Consider the following 19,255-nt stretch of genomic DNA (forward strand, 5'->3'; position numbering starts at 1 on the left):
AGCAGGTCGCATGCGAGGGCCATGGCCCATGGCTCTCGCTTCCACCACCGCCGCCCCATGGATGTAGACATAAATCCCTGCCTTCGCAGGGATGACCGCGGGCAACGCCTCAGCCCGCGGCGCTCGCCAGTCGCTCAATCGTCCGCGCGCGCCCGATCAGCGGCAGCATCGCCGCCATGTCCGGCCCGTGCGCGCGAGCCGTCAGCGCCAGCCGCAGCGGCAGGAACAGCGCCTTGCCCGTCCGCCCGGTCCGCGCCTTCAGCGCGCCCGTCAGCGCCGCCCATGCGCCGCCGTCCCAGGTGATCTCCGCCGCCGCCGCCGCCGCCTCGGCCAGATAGGGGCGATCCGCCTCGTCCGGCGCGGGCGCGTCGATCGGCCCTTCCACCACCGCCCACCAGTCCGCTGCCTCCGCCACGGTGGAAAGATTGGGCCGGATCGCCTCCCATCCCGCCGCGTCCATCCCCGCAGGCAACCGCTCCGCCACTGCCGCCAGCGGCAACTGGTGCACGATCCGCGCGTTCAGCTGCGCCAGTTCTTCCATATCGAACCGCGCCGGCGCGCGCCCGAACGTCGCCAGGTCGAACCCCGCCACCAGCGGCGTCAGCTCCGTCACAGGCTCTACCGGTTGCGAGGTGCCGATTCGGGCCAGCAGCGCCGCGATCGCGATCGGCTCGATCCCGGCCGCGCGCAGTTCGTCGCAGCCGAGCGCGCCGAGCCGCTTGGAAAGTTTGCCGTCGCTCCCCGTCAGCAGCGCCTCGTGAGCGAAGGCGGGCGGGGTCGCGCCCAGCGCAGCGAACATCTGCAGCTGCAGCGCGGTGTTGCTGACATGATCCTCGCCGCGGATCACATGGCTCACCCTCATCTCGATATCGTCGATCGCAGATGGCAGCATGTACAGCCAGCTCCCGTCCGCACGCCGCACCACCGGATCGCTCATCAGTGCCGGATCGAAGTGCTGCTCGCCGCGGATGCCGTCGTGCCAGACGACTTCTGCGTCATGATCCAGCCTGAACCGCCAGTGCGGCCGCACGCCGTCCGCCTCCAGCGCAGCCCGCGCCGCGTCGCTCAAGCCCAGCGCCGCGCGATCATAGACCGGGGGCAGCCCGCGCCCGGCCGCGATCTTGCGCTTCAGCTCCAGTTCCTGCGCCGTCTCATAGGCCGGATAGACGCGTCCGTCCGCCAGCAGCCGATCGAACGCCGCCTGGTAGATCGCATCCCGGTCCGATTGGCGCACCACGGCGTCCGGCGACAGCCCCAGCCAGTCGAGATCGGCGCGGATCGCATCGGCATATGCGGCGGTCGATCGCGCCGCATCGGTATCGTCCAGCCGCAGCAGGAACCGCCCGCCCCCTTTCCGCGCCAGCAGCCAGTTGTGCAGCGCCGCCCGGATATTGCCGACATGCAGCCGCCCGGTGGGGGAGGGGGCGAAACGGGTGGTTATTGCCATGGCGCCCGATAGGCGGCGGCGGCATTGGCGGCAACCGCCCCTTCCCCCGCCGCGCGTCGCTGACTAAGGGGTGGCCCCGAATAAGGGAGCGCGCGCACATGAAACTTCTGTCCGGCAATGCCAACCTGCCGCTCGCGCGCGCGATCGCGGATTATCTCGAAGTGCCGCTGACCGACGCCTCTGTGCGCCGCTTCGCCGACGAGGAGATCTTCGTCGAGATCCATGAGAATGTCCGCGGTGAGGACGTGTTCGTGATCCAGTCGACCGGCTATCCGGCCAACGACAATCTGATGGAGCTGCTGATCTGCATCGATGCGCTGAAGCGCGCATCGGCCAAGCGGATCACGGCGGTCGTTCCCTATTTCGGCTATGCCCGCCAGGATCGGAAGCCCGGCCCGCGCACCCCGATCTCGGCCAAGCTGGTGGCGAACCTGATCACCGTGGCCGGCGCCGATCGCGTCCTGTCAGTCGATCTCCATGCCGGCCAGATCCAGGGCTTCTTCGACATCCCGACCGACAATCTCTATGCCGCGCCGGTGATGTCGGCCGATATCCAGGCGCGCTTCTCGGGCCGCAACCTCATGGTGGTCTCGCCCGATGTCGGCGGCGTGGTCCGCGCCCGCGCGCTCGCCAAGCGGCTCGACAACGCCCCGCTCGCCATCGTCGACAAGCGCCGCGAGCGGCCCGGCGAATCCGAAGTGATGAACATCATCGGCGATGTCGCCGGCCGCTTCTGCATCCTGGTCGACGACATCGTCGATTCGGCGGGCACACTGTGCAACGCGGCCGCGGCGCTCCGTGCGGCCGGCGCGGAAGATGTCGTCGCCTATGTCAGCCACGGCGTGCTGTCGGGCGGGGCGGTGGCGCGGGTCGAAGGCTCCTCGCTGACCGAACTCGTGATCACCGACTCGATCGGCGCCGAAGCCACCGTCGCCGATGCGAAGAAGGTGCGCCTGCTGACGATCGCGCCGCTGCTGGCCGAAGCCATCCGCCGCATCGCCGACGAAAGCTCGGTGTCTTCGCTGTTCGACTGATCCAGGCCAGCCCCAGAGTTTCCGTTCGTCCCGAGCGAAGTCGAGGGACGTGCGGCCGGCGATGCGCAGCGCGTCTCCACTGCGCTCGACACGAACGGGGTCGGGCGGGCCAGGGCCGAACCCTCAGCCTTCGGGCACGACCTCCGTCACCCCCGGTGTCACGATCACGCCCTGAGGCTCGGCCGCGACCGGATCGATCGCCGGCAGCCGCGGGCTCAGCAGCGCTGCAGTCTCGATCCGGTCCAGCGCCGCGCGCGCGGCGGCATAGCGGCGGGCCTGGCCGATCCAGGCTTCCGCTCCGTCGCGTCCCGGCAGCCGCGCCACTTCGGCCAGCGCCACGCCCACCCGGCCGGAATCGACCGCGGCTGTGGCCCGCGCAAAGCGCTCGTCGGGCCGGGTCGACAGCGCCGATGCGCGCCTGACCACGATCAGCCCGCCCAGCTCCTCGCGGAACCCGTCCCACCAGCTGCGCGTCGCCGGCCTGCCGACCAGCACCGCCTCGTCCGCGACCAGCCCGCTTTTCAGCGTCTCCAGCAGCACCGGCTGGCGCGCGGCGGCGATGATCGTCGCCACCGCCTGCGGCTCGGTCCCGCCGAAACGCTCGCGCAGCATCCCCTCGACATAGCCGAGCGGCAGTCCTTCATCGACTGCCCGACGCGCGGCGATCGCGATCAGCATCGCTTCCGCGCGCTCGGCATTGGCGGCGGTCAGCCGCGCGCGTGCATCGATATCGGCCAGCCGCCCCTCGACCTGCGCGATCCGGCGATCGGTGGCGGCGGCATCGGCAAGCGGGAAGCCAGCGGGCGCGGTCGCCGGGGCGGCGCGCGACGAGGGTTGGATCTGCGCCGCCGGCAGTGCGGCCGGCGCGGCGGCCGCGGTTGGCAGGCCCAGCCACGCTTGCGCCGCCGGCCATTGCCGCACCGCATAGACCATCAGCGCGATCCCACCCAAGAACGCGACCAGCGCCAGCAGCAGCGGGCCCACCAGCGATCGGCGCCGGGCGGGCTGCTCCTTCAGATACTCGTCCATGCCGGCGTCTCCATGCCCTGAACTAGGGTCCAAGCTCGCTCAGGCGCTCGCCACGACCTGTTTGAACACTGGCCCTAGTCGCACAGTCGCGCGGCCAGCGCCAAGAGCCGTTCGTCGTCGGGCGCGTCGGCCGCCTCGGCAAGCGCCCAGCCGGGGCCGGCCGCAGCCAGCGCCGCGGGGCTGATCGCCGCGATCGCCAGTGCCGATCGCTCTGCCCCGATCAGATCGGCGAACCGCGCCGCCGCGCGTGGCGAATGCAGCAGCGCGACCGCCCCCGTCGCCGCCGCGCGCACCATATCCGCCGATACCGGTGCCTCGACCGCATCATAAACGGTCCGCCGCTCGATCGACACGCCGGCATGCCCGGCGGCCCGCACCGCCGCCCCGGCGGGGTGGAACAGCCGCCTGTGCCCGGCCGCCGCCGCCTGCGCCAGCAGCGCCGCCGCATCGCGATCCCCGCCCCGCACGTCGACGAACCCAGCCGCCCGCGCCGCCGCCGCGGTCGTGGCGCCTACCGCATGGGCCGGCAGGTGGTGATAGTGCGCCAGCCCGGAGCCGCCATGCCGCACCGCGTTTGCGCTGGTCAGCAGCACCGCGTTATAGCCGGCCGGATCGGGCGGATCCCAGGCAACCGCCGCCACCGCGAACAGCGGCAGCACCCGCACCTCCAGCCCCATCGCCGCCGCCCGCGCCGCGGTGGCGCTCGCGCCCGGCTCGGGCCGCAGCACCAGCAGCGCGCGGCTCACTTGCGGAACAGCGCCGCCAGCTCGGGTTCGGCCCCATCCAGCAGCACATCGGCCAGCCCGGCGGCATCTTCCGGTGCGTTCAGCACCGCGATCCCGCGCCGGTGCAGCCGGCCGTCCTCGCTCAATATCTCCGCGCTCAGTCGGATCGCGCCGCCTTCCAGCACCGCATTCGCCGCCACTGGCGATCGGCAATCGGCCGAAAGCCCGGCCAGCAGCGCGCGTTCCGCCATCACGCAGGCAGTGGTCTTGGCATCGTCGATCGCCCCGATCAGCGCCAGCAGATCGTCGCGCGCGGCCAGCGTCTCGATCCCGACCGCCCCTTGCGAGGGCGCCGGCAGCATCTCCTCGATATCGATCGCCGTGCCCACCATCGACAGGCCCAGCCGGTCGAGCCCGGCCGCCGCCAGCAGCGTCGCATCCGCCTCGCCGGCGGAAAGCTTCTGCAGCCGCGTCGCCACATTGCCGCGAAACAGGATGATCTGCAGGTCCGGCCGCGCGCGCAGCAGCTGCGCCGCCCGCCTTGGGCTGGATGTCCCGACCACCGCGCCCTCGCGCAGGGCAGAAATGCTGTCCGCCCCGATCAGCCGGTCGCGCACGTCGGCGCGCGGCAGCATCGCGGCGATCGCGATCTCGGCCGGGCGCAGCGTCTCGACATCCTTCATCGAATGCACCGCACAGTCGATCTCGCCGGCGATCAGCGCGCGGTCCAGCTCCTTGGTCCACAGCGCCTTGCCGCCCAGATCGGCCAGTGGACGGTCCTGCACCCGGTCGCCCGTGGTCTTGATCGGTACGATTGCCACCTGGTCCTCGGCCCAGCCATGCGCCTGGCGCAGCGCTTCGGCGGTCATCGCCGCCTGGGTCAGCGCGAGCGGCGATCCGCGGGTGCCGATCCGGAAGGGAAAATGCATGGGCAGGCTTTCTCGAACGGCGCGGATCGGCCGGCGCGAACGAAGCCAAGGAAAGCTTGACTAGTCAACGCCCGTCGCCAAATCCGTGAAGGTGCCCCTGATCCTCGGTCTTGAATCCTCGTGCGACGAAACCGCCGCCGCGCTGGTCGATGGCGATCGGGTGGTGCGCGCGCACGCGCTGGCGGGGCAGGAAGCCGATCATCGGCCGTTCGGCGGGGTCGTGCCCGAAATCGCGGCCCGCGCCCATGTCGAGATGCTGGTGCCGCTGGTCGAACGGGCGCTGGCCGATGCCGGCGCTACGCTTGCCGATGTCGATGCCGTCGCCGCCACCGCCGGGCCGGGGCTGATCGGCGGCGTCATGGTCGGGCTCGTCACCGGCAAGGCGCTCGCGCATGCCGCGGGCAGGCCGCTGATCGCGGTCAACCATCTGGAGGGGCACGCGCTCAGCCCGCGGCTCGCCGATCCCACGCTCGCCTTTCCCTATCTGCTGCTGCTGGCCTCGGGCGGGCATTGCCAGCTGCTGCTGGTGCGCGGCGTGAACGATTATGCCCGGCTCGCCACCACGATCGACGATGCCGCCGGCGAGGCGTTCGACAAGACCGCGAAGCTGCTCGGCCTGGGCTTTCCCGGCGGCCCCGCGGTCGAGGCCTGCGCGCGGGATGGCGATCCGCGCGCGGTGCCGCTGCCGCGCCCGCTGGCGGGCTCGCCCGAACCGCATTTCTCTTTCGCCGGCCTCAAGAGCGCGGTGCTGCGCGCGCGCGATGCCGGTGTGCACAGCGCGCCCGATATCGCCGCATCCTTCCAGCAGGCGGTGATCGATTGCCTCATCGATCGCACCCGTCGCCAGTTCGCGGCCCACCCCGAAGCCACTGCCTTCGTCGTCGCGGGCGGGGTGGCCGCCAACGGGCCGATCCGCGCCGCGCTCGCTGATCTGGCCGCCGCCCACGGCCTGCGCTTCGTCGCGCCGCCGGCATGGCTTTGCACCGATAATGCCGCCATGATCGCCTGGGCCGGGGTCGAACGCTTCGCAGCGGGGCTGTTCGATCCGCTCGACGTGCCGGCGCGCGCGCGCTGGCCGCTCGATCCCACGGCGGAAAAGGCGCGCGGGGCAGGGGTGAAGGCATGAGGATCGGGGTGATCGGCGCGGGCGCCTGGGGCACCGCGCTGGCGCAGGTGGCGGCGGCCGGCGGCGATCCCGTCACGCTCTGGGCGCTCGAGGCCGATGTCGCCACCGCGATCAACGACACCCATCAAAACCCGCTCTACCTGCCCGGCCGCACGCTCGCTCCGCAGATCCGCGCCACCACCGATCTCGCCGATCTCGCCGGTTGCGGCGCATTGCTCGTCGTCACCCCCGCCCAGCATCTGCGCGCCACGCTCGGCCGGCTGCCGGCGGGCGATGCGCCGCTGATCCTGTGTGCCAAGGGGATCGAGGCCGACACTGGCCTGCTGATGTCCGAAGCCGCGGCCCAGGCCGCCCCCGGCCGCGCGATCGCCGTTCTCTCGGGCCCCACTTTCGCGCACGAGGTCGCCGCCGGGCAGCCGACCGCGATCACGCTGGCGTGCGAGGATCGCGCAGGGGGTGAGGCACTGGCCGCGCGCATCGCCCGCCCCGGCTTCCGCCCCTATCTCTCGGCCGACGTGATCGGCGCGGAAATCGGCGGCGCGGTCAAGAACGTCCTCGCGATCGCATGCGGCGTGGTCGAAGGCGCGGGCCTCGGGCAAAATGCGCGCGCCGCGCTGATCAGCCGGGGCTTTGCGGAAATGACACGCTTCGGTCTCGCCCGCGGCGCGCAGGCCGAAACGCTGGCCGGCCTTTCGGGGCTGGGCGATCTGGTGCTCACCTGCTCCTCGGTCGCCTCGCGCAACTTCTCGCTGGGCAAGGGGCTGGGGGAAGGGCGATCCGCGGCCGATCTGCTGGCCGATCGCCGCACCGTGGCCGAAGGCGCGCACACCGCTCCGGTGCTGGCGCGCGAAGCGGCGAAGGCGGGCATCGACATGCCGATCGTCGATGCGGTCTGCGATCTGCTCGCCGCCCGCGCCGATGTCCACGCGGTCGTCGGCCGCCTGCTCGCCCGCCCGCTCAAGGCGGAATAGCCTTCAGAAATCCCAGCAGATGCCCTTCTTTTCCCAGTCGCCATAGCGGACGGGATCGAGCTCGAACTGGCCGTCGCCTTCGGGCGGCATCGTCACTTCCTCGGGCTCGGGCACCGGCGGGCTGGGGGAAAGGTTCGCCGGGGGCTTCAGATGGGCTGGCCGCTGCATGGATTCGCCTTCGGATTGAATCGCCTGGGGGTGGCCCCCACATCGTGTGCCGAGGAAAGTCGCGCAAGATGAAGCCTGTCCGCACCACCGCCCTGTTGGCGATCCTGGCCGCGCTGTTCGCAGGCGCCGGCTTTCTGCTGGCCGGTCCGCGCGGTGCGATCCTGGCGCTGATCGTCGCCGCCGCGATCAATTTCGCCACCTTCTGGGCCGCGGATCGCGCGGTGCTGCGGCTCCACAAGGCGCGTGCGGTCGGCCCGCGCCAATGTCCCGAGCTGCACGGCCTGGTCGCCGCCCTCGCCCGTCGCGCCCGGCTGCCGATGCCGCGCCTCTACATCATCGATAGCCCGCACCCCAACGCCTTCGCCACCGGCCGCGATCCGCATCATGCCGCAATCGCGCTGACGACCGGGCTGCTCGGCCTGCTGACGCGTGACGAGATCGAAGGCGTGGTCGCGCACGAGCTCGGCCATATCCGCGCGCACGATACCCGGCTGATGACTGCGGTGGCCACGCTCGCAGGGGCCATCTCGATGCTGGCCAGCTTCGGTTCGGTCGGGCGGCGCAGCCATCCGTTGGCGCTGCTGCTGTCGGTGATCGTGGCCCCGCTTGCCGCCATGCTGATCCAGCTCGCGATCAGCCGCAGCCGCGAATATCAGGCCGATGCCGCCGGCGCGCTGATCTCGGGCAAGCCCCACGCGCTGGCCTCGGCGCTCGCCAAGCTGGCCGCGGGCGCACAGGCGACGCCCGATCCCGTCACCCGGCGCGTGCCCGCGATGGCGCAGCTCTACATCGCCTCCCCGCTGAAGGGCACCGCCAGCCTGTTCGCCACGCACCCCGACCCCGCCGATCGCATCGCCGCGCTGCACACGATCGCGGTTCCCGCGAAGCGGCCCAGCGCGCTCGATCCGTTCGCCTGATCCTCCCCGGGCCGGGGAGGAAATTCTGGCGTCCCGCCCTTAGCCCCGCCATAGCCCGCCGATGACTGACGATCCCCCCGGCACGCCCGCCCGCCGCGCCGCCATGCGCGTGCTCGATCAGGTGGTGCGCAAGGGCCTGCCGCTGGAAACCGCGCTCGGCCGCGCCACCCAGGCGCTCGATCGGGCGGACGATCGCGCCTTCGCCCATGCCATCGCGGCCGAAGCGCTGCGCCGGCTGCCCGATCTCGATGCGCTGATCGATTCGGCCACGCAGAAGCCGATCCCCGCCGATGCCAAGCCGCGCTTCGCGCTGCGCATCGCGCTCGTCCAGGCGCTCGCGCTGGAAACGCCGCCGCATGCCGCGATTGCGACCGTGCTGCCGCTGGTCGACGGCGGCCCGCGCCGGCTGGTCCATGGCGTGTTCGGCGCGCTGATGCGGCGCGGCGCCACCTTGCCCAGCCCGCCCGCGCTGCCCGATCCGGTCGGCTTACGCTGGCAGGCCGCCTGGGGGAACGATATGATCGCCGCCGCGGCCCGCGCGATCGCCTCGCCGCCGCCGATCGATCTTACGCTGCGCGATCCGGCCGAAACCGCCATCTGGGCAGAACGGCTGGGCGGCGCCAGCCTCGCCCCCGGCCATGTCCGCCTGTCCGGCCATCCCCGCATCGCCGAGCTGGACGGCTATGCCGAAGGCGCCTGGTGGGTGCAGGATATCTCGGCCTCGCTGCCCGCCCGCCTCGCAGGGGCGGGGGCTGGCCGCGCGATCGATCTGTGCGCTGCGCCCGGCGGCAAGACGTTGCAGCTCGCCGCCGCCGGCTGGGATGTCACCGCGCTCGATCTGTCGGCCCCCCGGCTCGATCGGCTGCGCGAGAATCTCGATCGCACCCGCCTGTCGGCCACCATCGTCACCGCCAACGCCGCCGCCTGGGAACCGCCCGCCCTGGCCGAACTGGTGCTGCTCGATGCGCCCTGCTCCGCCACCGGCATCTTCCGCCGCCATCCGGATGTGCTCCACCGCGTCCGCCCACGCGCGATCGCCGAGCTCGCGCAACAGCAGGCGCAACTGCTGGCCCGCGCCGCGCGCATGGTGGCCTCCGGCGGCCGGCTCATCTACGCGGTCTGCTCGCTCGAACCCGCGGAAGGCGAGGGCGTCGCCGATGCCTTCGCCGAACCCGGCTTCGCGCCCGATCCGATCGCCGCGCACGAATTGCCAGCCGGCTTCGCCCCCGATTCCGAAGGTCGGCTGCGCGTATTGCCCGGCACGCTGGCCGATGCCGGCGGGGCGGATGGCTTCTTCGTCGCACGCTTTAGGCGGACCGGCTGAACGTAGCTTCGTCTCGCCTTGCCGCGCTTGGGCGCTGTGGTTAAGCGCAGGGGATATGGCCAATCCCGTCCGCATCGCGCCGTCCATCCTGTCCGCCGATTTCGCGCGCCTGGGCGAAGAGGTCCGCGCGATCGATGCCGCCGGGGCGGACTGGATCCATGTCGATGTAATGGATGGGCATTTCGTGCCCAATCTCACCATCGGCCCGGCAGTGGTGAAGGCGCTGCGCCCGCACACGCCCAAGCCGTTCGACGTCCATCTGATGGTCTCTCCGGTCGATAGCTGGCTCGATGCCTTTGCCGAGGCGGGGGCGGATACGATCACCGTCCATCCCGAAGCCGGCCCGCATCTTCACCGCACGCTCCAGCGCATCAAGGCGCTCGGCAAGCGCGCCGGCGTCTCGCTCAATCCGGCCACGCCCGCCAAGATGCTCGATTATGTGCTCGAGGAAATCGACCTCGTCCTGGTGATGAGCGTCAATCCCGGCTTCGGCGGGCAGAGCTTCATCGAAAGCCAGCTCCGCAAGATCGAGGCGATCCGCAAGTCGATCGACAAGCTCGGCACGCCGATCGATCTCGAGGTCGATGGCGGGGTCGATCAGTCCAACTGCGCGCGCGTGATCGCGGCGGGCGCCGATGCACTGGTCGCCGGCACCGCCAGCTTCAAGGGCGGGCCCGCCGCCTATGCCGCCAACATCGCGGCCTTGAGGGGGCAGTGACGGCGCACGACAATCGCGGGCTCACCCCGCCCGAACAGGACGGGATCGAGCCGGGCCGCCGGCTGATCCGCGTCGAATCCGAAGGCCTGTCGCTGGCCGAGCGGCTGTCGGCCACCATGCACCGGCTGGCCTGGCGCACCCCGTTCCACAAGCTCAGCCTGCGCGGCCGCCATCCGCTCCAGCTGCTGGGCGTGCCGGCCGATCCGCTGCCCGGCGATGTCCGCGCCGGCCGCGCGATCCTCGAAGGCGCGATCGTGCTGGGCGGGGAGGAAGTCGCTCTGGAGACGATCGATTTCGCGCGGCTGCCCGGCTCGCGCGGCTTCGTCGATCATGTCCAGAGCTTCGCCTGGCTGCGCGATCTGGCCGCCGCCGCCCCGCGCGAACAGGCCGCCCCGATCGCCGAACTGGTCGTGCGCAAATGGCTCGCCGCGCACGCCAACAGCATCAGCGATGCCGCCTGGCGGCCCGATATCTGGGGCCGGCGGATCCTGTTCTGGGCGGCTCACGCGCCCTACATCCTGTCGGCGCAGGATCCGGTCTATCGCTCGGCGGTGCTGAACGCGCTCGCCCGCGGCGCCCGCCATCTCGATCGCGGGGCGGACAAGGCACCGCCCGGCCTTGCGCGGATCACTGGCTGGGCGGGGGTGGTCGCGGCCGGGCTGCTGATCCCGGGCGGCGATCTGCGGCTGGCGCATGGCGAGGCGGGGCTGGCGCGCGCGCTGGCGCAGGCGCTGCACGGCGATGGTGGCCTCTCCAGCCGCTCGCCCGTGTCCCAGCTCGCGCTGGTCGAGCTGCTGGCGATGCTGGCCCGCGTCTATGATCTGCGCCGCAAGGATCCGCCCGAACCGATCGCCACGGCGCTGCAGCGCGCGGTGCCCGCCTTGCTTGGCGTCACGCTCGGCGATGGCGGCCTGTCCAGCTGGCAGGGCGGCGCGCCGATCGCGGCGGCGCGCGTCGCCGCCGCGGTCGATGCCTCACGCGTCCGCACCCGGCCGCTGCGCCAGGCGCGCGACTGGGGCTATCAGCGGCTGGCCTGCGGGCAGACCGTCCTGGTGCTCGATGCGGCGCCGCCGCCGGTCGCGCGGCTGGCTGCCGGCGGTTGCGCCTCCACCCTGGCATTCGAGATGTCCGATGGCCCGCACCGGCTGATCGTCAATTGCGGCGGCGGGGGCGGCCTGCCGCTGCCGCCCGAACTGGCGCGCGCACTGCGCTCGACCGCCGCCCATTCCACGCTCACCCTGGCAGACAGCAATTCGACCGCCATCCATCCCGATGGCTCGCTCGGCCGCGGCGTCGCCGAAGTCGAGCTGGAACGGCAGGAAGTCGAAAGCGGCAGCCGGCTCGATGTCAGCCATGATGGCTATGTCCGCCGCCACGGTCTACTTCACCGCCGGCAGCTCCATCTGGCGGGCGACGGGCGCGAGCTGCGTGGAGAGGATGTGCTGCTGCCCGAAGGCCGCCGGCGCAGCGGCGATCCGCGCCACTTCGCGATCCGCTTCCACCTGCCGCCCACCGTCGAAGCCTCGCTGACCGCCGATGCGCAGGGCGCGCTGCTCAGGATCGCGGATGGTGCGCTGTGGCAGTTCCGCTGCCGCGGCGGCGGCCTCGCGATCGAGGACAGTCTCTGGATCGATCCCGCCGGCCGCCCGCGCGGCACCACCCAGCTGGTCGTCTCGGGCGAGGCCCCGGCCGGCGGCGCCAGCATCGGCTGGCTCCTCAAGCGCGCCGGCTGACCCCCCTGGTCATCCCGGCGAAAGCCGGGATCCAGAGCCTCGAGCGCCACGGCCTGCTACCCTGGATCCCGGCTTCCGCCGGGATGACGGCAAGCCAAGTCAAATCCCACTGGCCCTCGCGGCGAAGCGGTGACACAGGGCGCGCATCCGTTCCAATCCGAAGGCCGCCATGACCGACGTTCGCATCCGCCGCGCGCTGCTGTCCGTATCCGACAAGACTGGTCTCGCCGATCTCGGCCGCGCGCTCGCGTCCCACGGTGTCGAGCTCGTCTCCACCGGCGGCACTGCCACCGCGCTGCGCGAGGCGGGGCTCGATGTGCGTGACGTCTCCGATCTCACCGGCTTTCCCGAAATGATGGATGGCCGCGTGAAGACGCTGCATCCCGTCGTCCATGGCGGCCTGCTGGCCGTGCGCGACAACCCGGAGCACCAGGCCGCGGCGCAGGCGCACGGCATCGGCGCGATCGATCTGGTCGTGGTCAATCTCTATCCGTTCGCCGCCACCGTCGCCCGCGGCGCCTCGCGGGACGAGATCATCGAGAATATCGATATCGGCGGCCCGTCGATGGTGCGCTCCGCCGCCAAGAACCATGCCCATGTCGCGATCGTCACCGATCCGGCCGATTATGCGCTGGTCGCCGCAGGCTCCACCACGCTCGACGATCGCCGCCGGCTCGCCGCCAGGGCCTATGCCGCCACCGCCGAATATGATGCGATGATCGCCAGCTGGTTCGCCTTCGCCGATCAGGGGGCGATGTTTCCCGAACGGCTCAGCCTGCCGTTCAAGCTCGGCCAGCCGCTGCGCTATGGCGAGAATCCACACCAGCAGGCTGCGCTCTATCTGCCCGCTTTCGCACCCGGCGGCTTGCTCGCCGATCACCGCCAGGTCCAGGGCAAGGAACTCAGTTACAACAATCTGGCCGATGCCGATGCCGCGCTCGAACTCGTCTCAGAATTCCGCGATGGCCCGCCCACGGTCGTGATCGTCAAGCATGCCAACCCCTGCGGTGTCGCCAGCGGGGATACGTTGGCAGAGGCCTATGCGGCGGCGCTGGCATGCGACAGCGTCTCCGCGTTCGGCGGCATCATCGCGGTCAACCGCCCGCTCGACGGGCCGACCGCGGAAGCGATCTCGGGCATCTTCACCGAAGTCGTCGCCGCGCCGGATGCGGACGAAGCGGCACTCGCGGTATTCGCGAAGAAGAAGAATCTGCGCCTGATCCTCACCGGCCCGCTGCCCGATCCGAAGCGCGGCGGCCTGATGCTGAAGACGATCGCGGGCGGCGCGCTGCTGCAATCGCGCGACAACGGCGCGCTCGGCGATCTCAAGGTGGTGACGCAGCGCCAGCCGACCGAGCAGGAACTGACCGATTGCCGCTTCGCCTGGACCGTCGCCAAGCATGTGAAGTCGAACGCGATCGTCTATGCGAAAGCCGGCAGCACCGCCGGCATCGGCGCCGGCCAGATGAACCGCCTCGAATCCGCGCGCATCGCCGCCTGGAAGGCAAAGGACGCGGCCGAAAAGGCGGGCTGGGCCGAACCGCGCACGATCGGCTCCGCGGTCGCGTCGGATGCCTTCTTCCCGTTCGCCGATGGCCTGATGGCCGCGGTCGAGGCCGGCGCCACCGCGGTGATCCAGCCCGGCGGCTCGATCCGCGACGAAGACGTGATCGCCGCCGCCGACGCCGCCGGCCTGGCGATGGTCTTCACCGGCATGAGGCATTTCAGGCACTGATCGCCCGTCGCCCCCTGCGAAGGCAGGGATTACGCGATGTCAGCGCGTGGTCTCTTCGCCGCCCTTCATCTTGAACAGCACCCGGTCTTCATGGGTGAAGCCCTTGAACCAGATCACCAGGCCATAGCTGCCCAGGATCAGCGGCACGCCCACCGCCAGCTCCACCCATTCATAGCGATCGGGCAGCGAGACGAACGCATAGCCGATCAGCGTCGCCGCCGCCGCCGCCCACACCAGCGCCCAGCGCCAGCCCGAAACCGGCGCACCCAGTAGCTGCGACAGCAGACGCGCCTTCATGATCGAGGCGAACGCCAATGCGATCGGCAGCGCCACCGCCGGCCCCGCCGCCTGCACCCGCACCGGCCAGCCGAGCGCGCGCGCACCGAGGATGAAGGCGAAGCTCAGCACCACCTGCAGCGTGATCGTGGCGACAGAGATCATCAGGTTGCGGTGGCGCGCGACATAGACCAGCGCCGCTTCGGATACGACCGCCATCGCCGCCACCACCTCGGCTGCCAGCAGGAACGCCAGCACGCCGGTGCCGCCCACGAACGCCGGGCCCGCCAACCCCATCACCGCCTCGCCCGGAATCGCCAGGCTGAGCGCGATGCCCGCCTGCGCGGCGATGATCCAGAAGCCCACCTGGCGCACCTGCCTGGCCACCGCAGCCTTGTTGCCCGCTTCCAGATTCTGCGTGATCACCGGGCCCAGGATCGGATCGAAACTGGTCTTCAGCTTCTGCGGCAGCGTCACGATCTGCTGCGCCACCCAGTAGACGCCCACGATCGCGGGCGCGAAGAACAGGCCCAGGATGAAGCGATCGATGTTGCGCGTGCCCCATTCGATCGCATCCGCCGCCGCCAGCGGCACGTTGCGGCGCGCCACGATGCTCAGCGCGCGCGGCTGCGGCCGCCAGCCATGCGGCATCCCGTAAGCGCGGATGAACGGGATCAGCGATGCGATCAGCGCCGCCACCAGCGAGATCGCATAGGCCAGGATCAGCCCGTCGCGCGGGGTGACGAAATAGAGCGCGCCCGCCGCGATCGAGATCGTCCACGGCTCCACCACCGCGCGCGCCCGCACCGTGGCGGCCACATCGTGGCGATAGGCCAGCGCCGCCAGCGAGATATCGGACCAGGCGATCGCGAACACGATCAGCGGGATCAGCCGCTCCAGACCGTAGATGCGGCTGTTGGGAAACATCGCCTGCGGGAAGATGAACAGCAGCAGCGTCGCCAGCAGCGATGCGATCCCGGCCAGCAGCAGCGCATCCCAGACGATGTGATTGTCCGCGCGCCCGCCTTTCGACAGCATCTGCGCCAGGCCGCGCTTCATCCCCAGCGTCGCCAGCTGCGCCGCGAATTCGATCACCAGGATCGCGAACGCGAACCGGCCCAGCGCATCCGCGCCATAGAGCCGCCCGGCGATGAACAGGAACGGCACCCGCGCCGCCAGCCGCAGCAGGAAGCCGAAGAAATTGGTGCGCCCGCCCTTGGCCAGATCCGCGATGTCGCCATCCGCCGCGGCGGGCGCCGCCGCGCCGGTCAATGCGCGGCGCCCCAGCTCTTGCCGGTGCCCACTTCTACGCCCAGCGGCACCGTCAGCATCACCGCCGGCTCGGCCGCGCCCGCCATCACGCTGCGTATCACCTCTGTCGCCGCCTCGGCCTGTTCGGGGGCGACTTCGAACACCAGTTCGTCATGCACCTGCAGCAGCATGCGTACGTCGGGCAGCCCCGCCTCGGCCAGCGCGGGCCGCATCCGCGCCATCGCGCGCTTGATGATGTCGGCGCAGGTGCCCTGGATCGGCGCGTTGATCGCCTGCCGCTCGGCCGACTGGCGCTCGCTCTGGATCTTGCTGCGGATCCCCGGCAGGTGAAGCTTGCGGCCGAACAGCGTCGTCACATGGCCCTGTTCGCGCACCTGGGTCAGCGTCTCGGCGATGTAGCGGTTGATGCCTGGGAACCGCTCGAAATAGCGGTCGATCATCGCCTGCGCCTCGGCCCGCTCCACCGACAGCCGCCCCGCCAGCCCCCAGGCCGAAATGCCGTAGAGGATCGCGAAGTTGATCGTCTTGGCGCGGCCGCGCGTATCGCGGTTCACCTCGCCGAACAGCTCCATCGCGGTCAGGCTGTGGATGTCGTCGCCATTGGCGAACGCCTCCTTCAGCTGCGGCACGTCGGCCATGTGCGCGGCCAGCCGCAGCTCGATCTGCGAATAGTCGGCGGAGAGCAGCAGCTTGCCGGGCTCGGCCACGAACGCATCGCGGATTCGCCGGCCGATCTCGGTGCGGATCGGAATATTCTGCAGGTTCGGGTCGGTCGAGGACAGCCGCCCGGTCTGCGCCACCGCCAGGCTGAAGCTGGTATGCACGCGGCCCGTGGCGGGGTTGATCTGCTGCTGCAACGCATCGGTATAGGTGTTCTTCAGCTTGGTCAGCTGCCGCCAGTCCAGCACTTTGGTGGCGATCTCCGCCCCGTCCGCGGCCAGCCGCTCCAGCTCGGTCACGTCGGTGGACCAGGCGCCCGACTTGCCCTTCTTGCCGCCGGCGTGGCCCAGCGTCTCGAACAGCACCTTGCCCAGCTGCTGCGGGCTGCCGATCGTGAACGGGTGGCCGGCCAGTGCGTGGATCTCGCCTTCCAGGCTCGCGATCTGGCCCGCAAACTCGCTCGACAGCCGCGACAATTCCTCGCGGTCGACGCGGATCCCGTCCCACTCCATCGCTGCCACCACCGGCACCAGCGGCCGATCGACCAGTTCGTACACGCGGGTCGCCCGCTCCGGGCTCAGCCGCGGCTTCAGCCGCCGCCACAGCCGCAGCGTCACGTCCGCATCCTCGGCGGCATATTCGGTGGCCCGCTCCAGCGGCACCTTGTCGAAGCTGATCTGGCTCTTGCCGGTGCCGCACACCGTCTTGAATTCGATGCAGGCATGATCGAGGTGGCGCTTGGCCAGCTCGTCCATGCCGTGCCCGCCCAGCCCCGCATCCAGATCGTAGCTCAGCAGCATCGTATCGTCGTAACCCTCGATCTCGATGCCGTTCTTGCGCATCATGATCAGGTCGTACTTCAGGTTCTGGCCGATCTTCAGGATCGAAGGATCCTCCAGCAGCGGCTTCAGCTTCCCCAGCACCAAGTCGCGCGGCAGCTGCGCCGGCGCTTCGGAAAGCAGCCCGTCGCCACCATGGCCGATCGGCACGTAGCAGGCCTTGCCCACCGCATGCGCCAGGCTCACGCCCACCAGCGTCGCGCGCACGCAATCCTTGTTGTCGGTCTCGGTATCGAACGCCACTAACCCGGCGGCAAACGCATCCGCGATCCAGCGGTCGAGCGCGTCCTCGCTCACCACCGTCTCATAATCCTTGTGCACGATCGGCGGCTCGTCGATCGGCACCGGCGTGGCATCCGGCAGCGCGCGCGACGCGGCCGAGGCATGGCCCCCCGTCACCTTAGCCAGCAGCGACTTGAAGCCCTGCTCTTCCAGGAAGGCGCGCAGCGGCTCGGGCGGCAGCCCCTTCAGCGCCAGATCCTCCAGCGGTTCGGGCAGCGCGACATCGCACACCAGCTCCACCAGCCGGCGCGACAGCCTGGCATTGTCCGCGTGGTCGATCAGCGACTGGCGCAGCTTGGGCTTCTTGATGCTGTCGGCCGCGGCCAGCACGCTTTCCAGATCGCCATATTCCTGGATCAGCGCGCTCGCGGTCTTCGGGCCGATCCCCGGCACGCCCGGCACATTGTCCACCGCATCGCCCATCAGCGCCAGTACGTCGCCCAGCCGCTCCGGCCCCACGCCGAACTTCTCGATCACATACTCCGCACCCAGCCGGCGGTTGTTCATCGTGTCCAGCATGTCGAGCCCGGGCTCGATCAGCTGCATCAGATCCTTGTCGGAACTGACGATCGTCACCTTCCAGCCTTCGCGCAGCGCGGCTTTGGCATAGCAGGCGATGATGTCGTCCGCCTCCAGCCCCTCGGTCTCGATGCAGGGCACCGAAAAGGCGCGCGTGGCATCGCGGATCAGCGGGAATTGCGGCACCAGCTCGGGCGGCGGCGGCGGCCGGTGCGCCTTGTACTGATCGTACATCTCGTTGCGGAACGTCTTCGACGATGCATCGAAGATCACCGCCAGATGGGTCGGCCCGTCGCTCTTGTGCAGATCGTCGACCAGCTTCCACAACATGGTGGTGAAGCCATAGACCGCGCCGGCGTTGATCCCGTGCCGGTTGGTCAGCGGCGGCAGCCGGTGGAAGGCGCGGAAGATATAGCCCGAACCGTCGACGAGATAGAGATGATTGTCGGCCATGAGGGGCATGGCTCTAGCAAGCGGGCGATTGCTTGGCGAGGCATGTCGGCCCCGGCGCATCGCTGCCGAAACCGCTGTCCTACAGGGTGGCCGATCGGGTAAAGTCGGCGGCATGACGATCCTTCCCGCATCCGCCCCCGTCGCCGCCCGCTCCGCCATCGCACGCCGCATTCTCGCGCGCGTGCAACGGTGTGAACTTCGTCTCATTTCGGGACTTTGCCTGCTGATCATGGCGCTACTGGCCGCGTTCGCCCCGGCCGCTGCCGCCCCGTTCGAATCGGATCGCATCGCGGTCACGGTCGAGGGCAAGGGGCCGGACGTGATCCTGATCCCCGGGCTCACCTCCTCGCCGCTGGCGTGGAGCATGACCACGCCGAAGCTGCCCGGCTATCGCTATCATCTGGTGCAGGTGAAAGGGTTTGCCGGCACGCCCGTCGCCGGCAATGCCGCCGGCCCGCTGCTCGCGCCGCTGGCGGACGAGATTGCGCGCTACGTTTCCGCGGAGAAGCTGAAGGCGCCCGCCGTCGTCGGCCATTCGATGGGCGGATCGGTCGGCCTGATCCTGGCCGCGCGCCACCCGCAGGCCGTGTCGAAGCTGATGGTCGTCGATATGCTGCCGTTCATGGGCGCGATCTACGGCCCGCCCGGCACCACGGCCGAAAGCGTCGTTCCGATCGCCGATGCCATCACCCAGCGGATGGAAGCCGCCACCCCGGCCGAACGCGAACAGGCGATGACGGCGATGACGGGCAGCATGGTCGCCAACGAAGCGATGCGGCCGAAAGTCGTCGCGCAGGCACTCGCCTCGGACCGGGCGCTCACCACCCGCACCTTCCGCGAATTGATCGTCACCGATCTGCGCCCCGAGCTTGCGAAGATCGCGGCGCCCACCACGGTGCTCTATGTGACGCCGAAGGGCGCCCCCGTCAGCGATGCGCAGATGGACGGCTATTACGCGGCATCCTTCGCCACTCTGAAAGGCGCAAAGCTCGTCCGCGTGCCCGCCAGCGCCCACTTCATCATGTTCGACAATCCGGACTTCTTCCGCGAACGGCTCAAGGCGTTCCTGAAGTAGCTTCGCTCACCCGTCATCCCGGA

The 19,255-nt window shown here is 70.5% G+C and carries 16 protein-coding genes; 9 read left to right on the forward strand and 7 right to left on the reverse strand.

Annotation, left to right across the window (positions count from 1 at the left end):
- Positions 1–109: 109 nt before the first annotated feature.
- The gene (gltX, locus tag ABC347_RS13090) at positions 110–1,447 is read right to left on the reverse strand and encodes a glutamate--tRNA ligase (RefSeq protein ID WP_413246158.1); all 1,338 of its coding nucleotides are present in this window, start codon (positions 1,445–1,447) and stop codon (positions 110–112) included.
- 98 nt (positions 1,448–1,545) lie between these two features.
- Between gltX and ABC347_RS13095 the strand changes: the two genes are divergently transcribed.
- Complete coding sequence (locus ABC347_RS13095) at positions 1,546–2,481, forward strand: ribose-phosphate pyrophosphokinase (RefSeq protein WP_413246159.1); 936 nt, start codon at positions 1,546–1,548, stop codon at positions 2,479–2,481.
- 123 nt (positions 2,482–2,604) lie between these two features.
- Here ABC347_RS13095 and ABC347_RS13100 read toward each other — a convergent pair whose 3' ends face one another.
- The 3 genes from ABC347_RS13100 to hemC form a co-directional block, all read right to left on the reverse strand.
- Entirely contained in the window at positions 2,605–3,510 is a 906-nt protein-coding gene (locus ABC347_RS13100; RefSeq protein ID WP_413246160.1) for a hypothetical protein, read from the reverse strand.
- A gap of 74 nt (positions 3,511–3,584) precedes the next feature.
- On the reverse strand, positions 3,585–4,256 hold the full coding sequence (locus ABC347_RS13105) for a uroporphyrinogen-III synthase (RefSeq protein ID WP_413246161.1): 672 nt from the start codon (positions 4,254–4,256) through the stop codon (positions 3,585–3,587).
- Positions 4,253–5,164, reverse strand: a complete 912-nt coding sequence (gene hemC / locus ABC347_RS13110; RefSeq protein ID WP_413246162.1) for a hydroxymethylbilane synthase — start codon at positions 5,162–5,164, stop codon at positions 4,253–4,255. Before hemC ends, ABC347_RS13105 begins: the two co-directional genes overlap by 4 nt.
- 91 nt (positions 5,165–5,255) lie before the next feature.
- Between hemC and tsaD the strand changes: the two genes are divergently transcribed.
- Both tsaD and ABC347_RS13120 read left to right on the forward strand, forming a co-directional pair.
- A complete protein-coding gene (gene tsaD, locus ABC347_RS13115; RefSeq protein ID WP_413246163.1) occupies positions 5,256–6,290 on the forward strand; it encodes a tRNA (adenosine(37)-N6)-threonylcarbamoyltransferase complex transferase subunit TsaD in 1,035 nt (344 codons plus the stop codon).
- Positions 6,287–7,261 (forward strand): NAD(P)H-dependent glycerol-3-phosphate dehydrogenase, encoded by a 975-nt coding sequence (locus tag ABC347_RS13120; RefSeq protein WP_413246164.1) that lies wholly within the window; start codon positions 6,287–6,289, stop codon positions 7,259–7,261. Before tsaD ends, ABC347_RS13120 begins: the two co-directional genes overlap by 4 nt.
- A 3-nt stretch (positions 7,262–7,264) precedes the next feature.
- Here the strand turns inward: ABC347_RS13120 and ABC347_RS13125 are convergent, their stop codons facing one another.
- Entirely contained in the window at positions 7,265–7,429 is a 165-nt protein-coding gene (locus ABC347_RS13125; RefSeq protein WP_413246165.1) for a DUF1674 domain-containing protein, read from the reverse strand.
- 68 nt (positions 7,430–7,497) lie between these two features.
- Here ABC347_RS13125 and ABC347_RS13130 point away from each other — a divergent pair, with 68 nt between their 5' ends.
- The 5 genes from ABC347_RS13130 to purH all read left to right on the forward strand — a co-directional run bounded on the left by ABC347_RS13130 (position 7,498) and on the right by purH (position 13,856).
- Positions 7,498–8,346 carry a M48 family metalloprotease gene (locus ABC347_RS13130; protein WP_413246166.1) on the forward strand — a complete coding sequence of 283 codons (849 nt, stop codon included), beginning with the start codon at positions 7,498–7,500 and terminating at the stop codon, positions 8,344–8,346.
- 61 nt (positions 8,347–8,407) lie between these two features.
- Entirely contained in the window at positions 8,408–9,670 is a 1,263-nt protein-coding gene (locus ABC347_RS13135; protein ID WP_413246167.1) for an RsmB/NOP family class I SAM-dependent RNA methyltransferase, read from the forward strand.
- Positions 9,671–9,725: 55 nt separating this feature from the next.
- Entirely contained in the window at positions 9,726–10,388 is a 663-nt protein-coding gene (gene rpe / locus ABC347_RS13140; protein ID WP_413246168.1) for a ribulose-phosphate 3-epimerase, read from the forward strand.
- Positions 10,385–12,121, forward strand: a complete 1,737-nt coding sequence (locus ABC347_RS13145) for a heparinase II/III family protein (protein ID WP_413246169.1) — start codon at positions 10,385–10,387, stop codon at positions 12,119–12,121. The genes rpe and ABC347_RS13145 overlap by 4 nt, the downstream gene beginning before the upstream one ends.
- 169 nt (positions 12,122–12,290) lie before the next feature.
- A complete protein-coding gene (purH, locus tag ABC347_RS13150) occupies positions 12,291–13,856 on the forward strand; it encodes a bifunctional phosphoribosylaminoimidazolecarboxamide formyltransferase/IMP cyclohydrolase (RefSeq protein ID WP_413246170.1) in 1,566 nt (521 codons plus the stop codon).
- Positions 13,857–13,895: 39 nt separating this feature from the next.
- Here purH and ABC347_RS13155 read toward each other — a convergent pair whose 3' ends face one another.
- Positions 13,896–15,404, reverse strand: coding sequence for a lipopolysaccharide biosynthesis protein (locus ABC347_RS13155; protein ID WP_413246171.1), 1,509 nt, complete (start codon positions 15,402–15,404; stop codon positions 13,896–13,898).
- On the reverse strand, positions 15,401–18,157 hold the full coding sequence (gene polA, locus ABC347_RS13160) for a DNA polymerase I (RefSeq protein WP_413246172.1): 2,757 nt from the start codon (positions 18,155–18,157) through the stop codon (positions 15,401–15,403). The genes ABC347_RS13155 and polA overlap by 4 nt, the downstream gene beginning before the upstream one ends.
- 112 nt (positions 18,158–18,269) lie before the next feature.
- Here polA and ABC347_RS13165 point away from each other — a divergent pair, with 112 nt between their 5' ends.
- Positions 18,270–19,232, forward strand: coding sequence for an alpha/beta fold hydrolase (locus ABC347_RS13165; RefSeq protein ID WP_413246173.1), 963 nt, complete (start codon positions 18,270–18,272; stop codon positions 19,230–19,232).
- Positions 19,233–19,255 lie beyond the last annotated feature (23 nt).

The organism is Sphingomonas canaveralia (assembly GCF_047238125.1).
Lineage (GTDB): Bacteria > Pseudomonadota > Alphaproteobacteria > Sphingomonadales > Sphingomonadaceae > JBDFMH01.